At 62.5% G+C, this 5,876-nt stretch carries 7 protein-coding genes and 1 pseudogene; 5 read left to right on the top strand and 3 right to left on the bottom strand.

Annotated features, from left to right (window positions below; all coding sequences use genetic code 11):
• The first annotated feature begins 16 nt into the window (after nucleotides 1-16).
• Nucleotides 17-853, top strand: a complete 837-nt coding sequence (locus EN914_RS21395) for an alpha/beta fold hydrolase (protein ID WP_024502976.1) — start codon at nucleotides 17-19, stop codon at nucleotides 851-853.
• 94 nt (nucleotides 854-947) lie between these two features.
• The gene (locus tag EN914_RS21390; protein ID WP_024502977.1) at nucleotides 948-1,604 is read left to right on the top strand and encodes a glutathione S-transferase family protein; all 657 of its coding nucleotides are present in this window, start codon (nucleotides 948-950) and stop codon (nucleotides 1,602-1,604) included.
• A gap of 6 nt (nucleotides 1,605-1,610) precedes the next feature.
• Here the strand turns inward: EN914_RS21390 and EN914_RS21385 are convergent, their stop codons facing one another.
• From EN914_RS21385 to EN914_RS21375, 3 genes are all read right to left on the bottom strand, one after another.
• Nucleotides 1,611-1,874, bottom strand: coding sequence for a helix-turn-helix transcriptional regulator (locus EN914_RS21385; RefSeq protein WP_013529232.1), 264 nt, complete (start codon nucleotides 1,872-1,874; stop codon nucleotides 1,611-1,613).
• A 32-nt stretch (nucleotides 1,875-1,906) separates the two neighbouring features.
• Nucleotides 1,907-3,154 carry an MFS transporter gene (locus tag EN914_RS21380; protein ID WP_024502978.1) on the bottom strand — a complete coding sequence of 416 codons (1,248 nt, stop codon included), beginning with the start codon at nucleotides 3,152-3,154 and terminating at the stop codon, nucleotides 1,907-1,909.
• A gap of 89 nt (nucleotides 3,155-3,243) precedes the next feature.
• Entirely contained in the window at nucleotides 3,244-3,438 is a 195-nt protein-coding gene (locus EN914_RS21375; RefSeq protein ID WP_023810953.1) for a DUF1192 domain-containing protein, read from the bottom strand.
• 123 nt (nucleotides 3,439-3,561) lie between these two features.
• Here EN914_RS21375 and EN914_RS21370 point away from each other — a divergent pair, with 123 nt between their 5' ends.
• The 3 genes and pseudogenes from EN914_RS21370 to EN914_RS21360 all read left to right on the top strand — a co-directional run.
• Nucleotides 3,562-4,572, top strand: coding sequence for an NAD(P)H-quinone oxidoreductase (locus EN914_RS21370; RefSeq protein WP_032808842.1), 1,011 nt, complete (start codon nucleotides 3,562-3,564; stop codon nucleotides 4,570-4,572).
• A gap of 161 nt (nucleotides 4,573-4,733) precedes the next feature.
• Nucleotides 4,734-4,874 (top strand): DUF1127 domain-containing protein, encoded by a 141-nt coding sequence (locus EN914_RS21365; RefSeq protein WP_013529236.1) that lies wholly within the window; start codon nucleotides 4,734-4,736, stop codon nucleotides 4,872-4,874.
• 267 nt (nucleotides 4,875-5,141) lie between these two features.
• Nucleotides 5,142-5,876 (top strand): annotated as a pseudogene (locus EN914_RS21360) (helix-turn-helix transcriptional regulator); the annotation flags it as partial.

Raw genomic sequence — 5,876 nt, 5'->3', positions numbered from 1 at the left:
GAGAGGAGACTGCGTGATGAGGACCACCGAACGCCCTGAGATTATATCCGAAGTCTTTGGCGATCCGGCGAACCCGCCGCTGTTGCTGATCATGGGAGCGATGGCCTCGATGCTGTGGTGGCCGGAGGCGTTCTGCCGGAAACTGGCCGGTGCCGGCCTGTTCGTGATCCGCTACGACAATCGCGATACCGGCCGTTCGACGAAATCCAAACCGGGAGAGCCGCCCTACACGTTCGATGATATGGCCGACGATGCAATGCATGTTCTGGACGACCACGGCATCGGCAAGGCGCATGTCGTCGGGATGTCGATGGGCGGCATGATCGCGCAGCTTGTGGCGTTGAAACATCCCTCGCGTGTCGTATCTCTGACTGTGATCAGCAGTTCGCCGGTGGGAATCGACACATCCGGCCTTCCCGGGACGACCGAAGCCTACATGGAACACTCGGCCGAGGGCGCCAAAGTCGATTGGTCGGACCGTGGTCAAGTGGTCGATTTCATCGTCAGGGATGCGCGGGCGATCGCCAGCACCACGCATTCATTCGATGCGGCGGGGATACGGGCCTTTGTCGAGCAGGATTACGACCGCTCCGGCGGCTTCCTGAGCGCGACCAACCATTTCATGCTCAAGGGCGGCGCCGCCTGGAAGGGCCGCCTGCACGAGATCGCGGCGCCGCTGCTGGTCATTCACGGCACGGCGGATCCGATCTTTCCGGTCGAACACGGCGAGGCGCTGGCCGAGACGGTCACCGGCGCAAGACTCATTCGCATCGAAGGTGGCGGCCACGAGCTGCATCCGGACGACTGGGCCGAGATGTCCGCAGCGATCATCGCGCATGTCCAAGCCGGTTGAAGCAGCATAGGCTGGTTTGACGGACAAGGCTAACCGCAACAGGCGTGCCGCATGGTAGCGGCCACCGACAATCCACGAAACAGACGAGCAAAAAATGTCCCTGACACTTCATTTCCATCCGCTGGCCTCCTTCTGCTGGAAGCCGTTGATCGCGCTGTATGAGAACGCCACGCCGTTCACGCCTGTCATCGTCGACCTTGGCGATGCTGAATCGCGCGCGGCCTTCCTGAAGATCTCGCCGACCGGCAAGATGCCGGCGCTGCGCGACGATGCGCGTGGCCGTACGGTGCTGGAATCGAGCATCCTCGTCGAATATCTGGCCGCGCACCATCCGGGGCCGGTCGACCTTGTGCCCGCCGAGATCGACATGGCGTTGGCCGTCCGCCAGGCCGATCGTTTCTATGATTGCTATGTGCAGGAGCCGATGCAGAAGATTGTCGGCGACCGGTTGCGCCCCGGCGACAAGACCGACCCGTTCGGCGTAGAGCAGGCTCGCGACCAGTTGCGCAATTCCTACGCCATCATCGAACAGGACATGCAGTCGAAGATCTGGGCGATGGGCGACAGCTTCACCATGGCCGATTGCGCAGCCTCCCCCGCGCTGTTCTATGCCAACAAGGTCGAGCCGTTGGGCGACAGGTACCCGGCTGTGAAGCGCTATCACGACCGCCTGCTGCAGCGCCCCGCCTTCGCTCGGGTGATCGGGGAGGCGCAGCCCTACTTCAAGTTCTTCCCCTACAACAACGGTTGATCGGGGTTAGGCTTCCCAGAACTGGTCGAGCCAGATGTTGAGTTTGAGGAAGCCAGTGCCGCTCACCGTATAGACGCGCCTTGTTCCTTCCGGCTTGGCGTGGACCAGGCCGGCATCGAGCAGCACTTTCAGATGTTGCGACACGGCTGGGCGCGAGACCGGCAAGCCGGCGGCCAGTTCGGTGACGGTTTTCGGGCCGCGGCGAAGTTCTTCCAGAAGATGGCGCCGGTTGGGATCGGCAATCGCCATGAAGGCGTCGGAAAACATCATGCCTGTATTAGTGAGGCAAAGCCTTTCGAATCTCAACCGTCTGCTTCTGCTTTTCTTCTGGGATCAAGCCGCAATGCTTCCGGGGTGACCGAGCGGTCGGCCGGCTGCGTCTTGAAGGCGTCACGATCCCCGATCGGCACCGGCGCGCGGCGGCTGATGCGCAGCAGCGTGTAGCCCGCCAGGCAGAGATGCGCGAAGGCGGTCGCCAGGAACAGACCTTCCGGGCGCATCCAGCCCATCAGGGCAGCCGCAAGCAAAGGTCCGATCATCGTGCCGAAGCCATAGAGCAGCAACAGCCCGCCAGATACCTTGACGAAATCCTCCGAGCGCGCGTGGTCGTTGGCATGCGCCACGGCGATGGAATAGAGCGTATAGGCGAAGGCGCCATAAGCGGCGGTGAAGACGATGACGAAGACGCCGGAGCGTGGCTCGAACAGGAAGATCATGAGCGCGAAGAAGGCCCCGCCGAAAGCCGCCCCCGCCAGCACGAAGCGCCGGTCGGTCTTGTCGGACAGGCGCCCGGCCGGAAGCTGCATGGCGGCACCGGCAACGACCACAAGACTCATCATCAGGGCGATCTCGGCCGTGGAAATGCCGATGCGTGCACCATAGACCGCGCCAAGCGTGCCCCAGGCGCCGTTGGCGATGCCGATCAACACGCAAGCGACCGCCGACACCGGCGAATTGGCATAAAGGCCCCTGACATCAAGTGAGACATCCTGCAGCGGCTTGGGGTGGGAGGCGGTCGAGACCGCCGTCGGAATGAGCGACAGGCAAAACAGGATGCCGGTGATCATGAACAGCGACGCGGACTTCACGTCGCCGCCGGCGACGATCATCTGCCCGCCCATGATCGAGGCATAAGTCACCATCATGTAGAGGCCGAAGACGGTGCCACGGTTCTCGTTGGTGGCCTTCTCGTTCAACCAGCTTTCGATGACCATGAAGGCGCCGGCCATGGTGAAGCCGGTGAAGGCGCGCAGCAGGATCCAGACATACTCGTCGATGATCAGCCCGGTGAGCAGCGCCACGATGGCGCCGGATGCGGCAAAGGCGCCAAAGGCGCGCACGTGGCCGGCGCGGCGCACGATGCGCGGTGCGAAGAAGCAGCCGGTGACGAAGCCGCCGGCCCAGGCCGTGCCCATCAGGCCGAGCGATGCGGTCGAGAAGCCTTCCAACTGACCGCGCAGGGGCAGAAGCAGCCCATGCAAACCAGATGCCGCGAGCAGGAAAGCGGTGCCGCGAAGCAGCGAGAGGATCGGTCGGTAGGTTGCGAACATTGGTTGATCCGGCTCAGGTTTGGCGGGGACGCTGCGTCTGAAGACAGTCGCATTCGGGCTTTTCGGCGGCGGGCTTTACGCCCGAGCGCCTATCCGCGGCGGAACAGTGCTTCGGCCGCGGATTTGGTGGTGTCCTTGGCCTTGAGTTCGGCTTCCAGGCGGGCGATTTCGTCGCGCAGGATGCCGATCCGCTCAGTCAAGTCGCTGACGGAAAGCAATGACAGGTCCTGCCCGATCTCGTGCGGGCGCGCCTTCTTCTTGGGTTCGTCGTCGAAGATCGCCATCGTCGCTCCTCCTCCGCCAAGACCAGATTGGCCATTTGCCTGATTTGGCAATCAGCATACATAGGGCAGGGGCGTCGATGCAAACAGCCGGTCGGATAACGGCGAGGAAAGACGGGAAATCTCATGGCGAGCGGACAGAAAATTCCGGCAAGAATGACGGCCATCGCGATCTCGGAGCCAGGTGGCCCTCGGGTGCTGAAGCCGGAAACACGCGACGTGCCGCAGCCCGGCCCCGGCGAGATCCTGATCAAGGTGCATGCCGCCGGCGTCAACCGGCCCGACGTCCAGCAGCGCAAAGGCGCCTATCCGCCACCGCCCGGCGCATCCGACCTGCCGGGCCTCGAAGCATCGGGTGAAGTGGCGGCCCTTGGCGACGACATATCACGCTGGCGCATTGGCGACCGCGTCTGTGCGCTGACGCCCGGCGGCGGCTATGCCGAATATGTCAAGGTCCATGCAGGGAGCGTGCTGCCGTTGCCCGCCGGCTTCACCCACACCGAAGCCGCGGCGGTGCCGGAGAATTACTTCACCGTCTGGCACAATGTGTTCGAGCGTGGCGGCCTCAAGAAAGGCGAGACGCTGCTCGTCCATGGCGGCTCGTCCGGCATCGGCACGACAGCAATCCAGCTTGCCTCCGCCTTCGGCGCCTATGTCATCACCACTGCCGGCAGCAAGGAGAAATGCGACGCCTGCCTGAAGCTCGGCGCCGACCGGGCGATCAATTATCGCGAGGCGGATTTCGTCGCCGCGGTCAAGGAGGCAACGGGTGGCAAAGGCGCCAATGTCATCCTCGACATGGTCGGCGGCGACTATGTGGCGCGCAACTACGAAGCCGCGGCGGTCGAAGGCCGCATCGTCCAGATCGCCGTTCAGGCCGGCGCTGTCGCAAGCGCGGACTTTTCGAAGATCATGGTCAAGCGGCTTACCCACACAGGTTCGACGCTGAGGCCGCGAACCGTCGAGTTCAAGGCGGCGATCGCGGCGGCGCTGGAAGCGCAGGTGTGGCCGCTGCTCGGCACGCGCAAGGTTGCCCCTGTGATGGACATGATCTTCCCGCTCAGCGAAGCCTGGCGGGCGCATGAGCGCATGGAAGAGGGTGAGCATATCGGCAAGATCGTGCTCGACATAGGCTGACAGCGCGCGAGGTCAGCGCCTCGCTGCCCACAAGATGAACAGAAGCTTAATGCTGCAATGCAGCATTTGCATCATTGCTATGCAAAATCAGCCATTCAAGTCCTCATCGATGACGCCTATTTGAGCACCATCGAAACGAACATCATTCTGGAGGGACTACCATGAACCCGATCCGCGCTTTCCGTAACTGGCGTATGTACACCGAGACCGTCCGCGAACTGAACCGTCTCAACGCACGTCAGCTCAGCGATCTCGGCATCAACCGCGCCGACATCGAAAAGATCGCCCGCAGGGCTATCTAAAGCCACGTCTGGTCCGCTGCGGCGGACCAAGCCGCGGAAGCCAGAGCCGCACCAGACGACTTTTGTCGCGGTTCCGAGCCCGCTGGACCCAGTCCGGCGGGTTTTGTCGTTTTGGGGCCGGCAACTGCATGCGGCTCGACAGCAATCTGAGGTTGACCTCAGCTTTCAGCATGGCATTTTGATCTTGCGGGTATCGGTTGGCGTGTGGGAGCGCGTTGACGATCCGAGCCGGCAAGACGCTGACTCTGAAAGAGGCTGTGCGCTCTCATGTTCGATGATCTTACGGACAGGATCTACGAGGCCGCGTTCGTGCCGGATTTGTGGGCGGGTGCTCTTGAAGCGGCCAGCGAGCTTTCGAGTTCGGCTGACGGCGCGATCTTCCTGTTCAGCGACGGCTCCCCTGTTCGCGGTCGGTTGAGTGACGAGCTTCCCGGGCATGGCAATTCCCTTGAAACCGTCCGCTCCCTGTTCGATGAATTCATCGCCGGCGACAGCTGGAAATTCTCCGATGCGATTCAGCGCATGTGCAGCCTGCAACCGGCGAGTTTCGTGCAGGTCGAAGATTTTCTGACTGCTGACGAGCTCGAGCATGATCCGGTACGGATACAATTGAGGGCGGCGGGTATCGGTGCTCATATCTGTTCGGCGGTTGCCATGCCGAGCGGTGAACTGGTCACATTTGTCTTTCAACGCTGGACGCGGGATGGCACCTACGATCAGACATCGATCGATAGGCTCGATCAGCTTCGTCCCCACTTTGCGCGCGCCGGCCTGGTGTCGGCGCGGTTGGGCATGGAGCAGGCCAAAGCGAGCGTCTCCGCACTTGAGGCCCTTGGTCTGCCGGCTGCGGTAATGACCGCATCGGGACGCGTGCTGACGGCCAATGTGCTGCTGGAAAACATGCCATCCGTTTTCATCGCCGCCGCACATGGCGGCATGGCACTTGCCGACGTGTCCGCCAATGAGCTTTTCCGGCAAGCCATTACGCACAATTTGCACAAC

Source organism: Mesorhizobium sp. M7A.F.Ca.CA.001.08.2.1, assembly GCF_003998455.1.
Classification (GTDB): Bacteria; Pseudomonadota; Alphaproteobacteria; order Rhizobiales; family Rhizobiaceae; genus Mesorhizobium; species Mesorhizobium ciceri.
Note: the sequence above shows the minus strand (reverse complement) of the source record. Positions and strands in the feature narration are given on the sequence as shown.

Coding starts and splice junctions, on each gene's coding strand:
- EN914_RS21395 (WP_024502976.1), top strand. CDS start 17: ATGAGGACCACCGAACGCCCTGAGATTATATCCGAAGTCTTTGGCGAT.
- EN914_RS21385 (WP_013529232.1), bottom strand. CDS start 1,874: ATGATGTTTTCCGACGCCTTCATGGCGATTGCCGATCCCAACCGGCGC.
- EN914_RS21365 (WP_013529236.1), top strand. CDS start 4,734: ATGAACCCGATCCGCGCTTTCCGTAACTGGCGTATGTACACCGAGACC.
- EN914_RS21390 (WP_024502977.1), top strand. CDS start 948: ATGTCCCTGACACTTCATTTCCATCCGCTGGCCTCCTTCTGCTGGAAG.
- EN914_RS21380 (WP_024502978.1), bottom strand. CDS start 3,154: ATGTTCGCAACCTACCGACCGATCCTCTCGCTGCTTCGCGGCACCGCT.
- EN914_RS21375 (WP_023810953.1), bottom strand. CDS start 3,438: ATGGCGATCTTCGACGACGAACCCAAGAAGAAGGCGCGCCCGCACGAG.
- EN914_RS21370 (WP_032808842.1), top strand. CDS start 3,562: ATGGCGAGCGGACAGAAAATTCCGGCAAGAATGACGGCCATCGCGATC.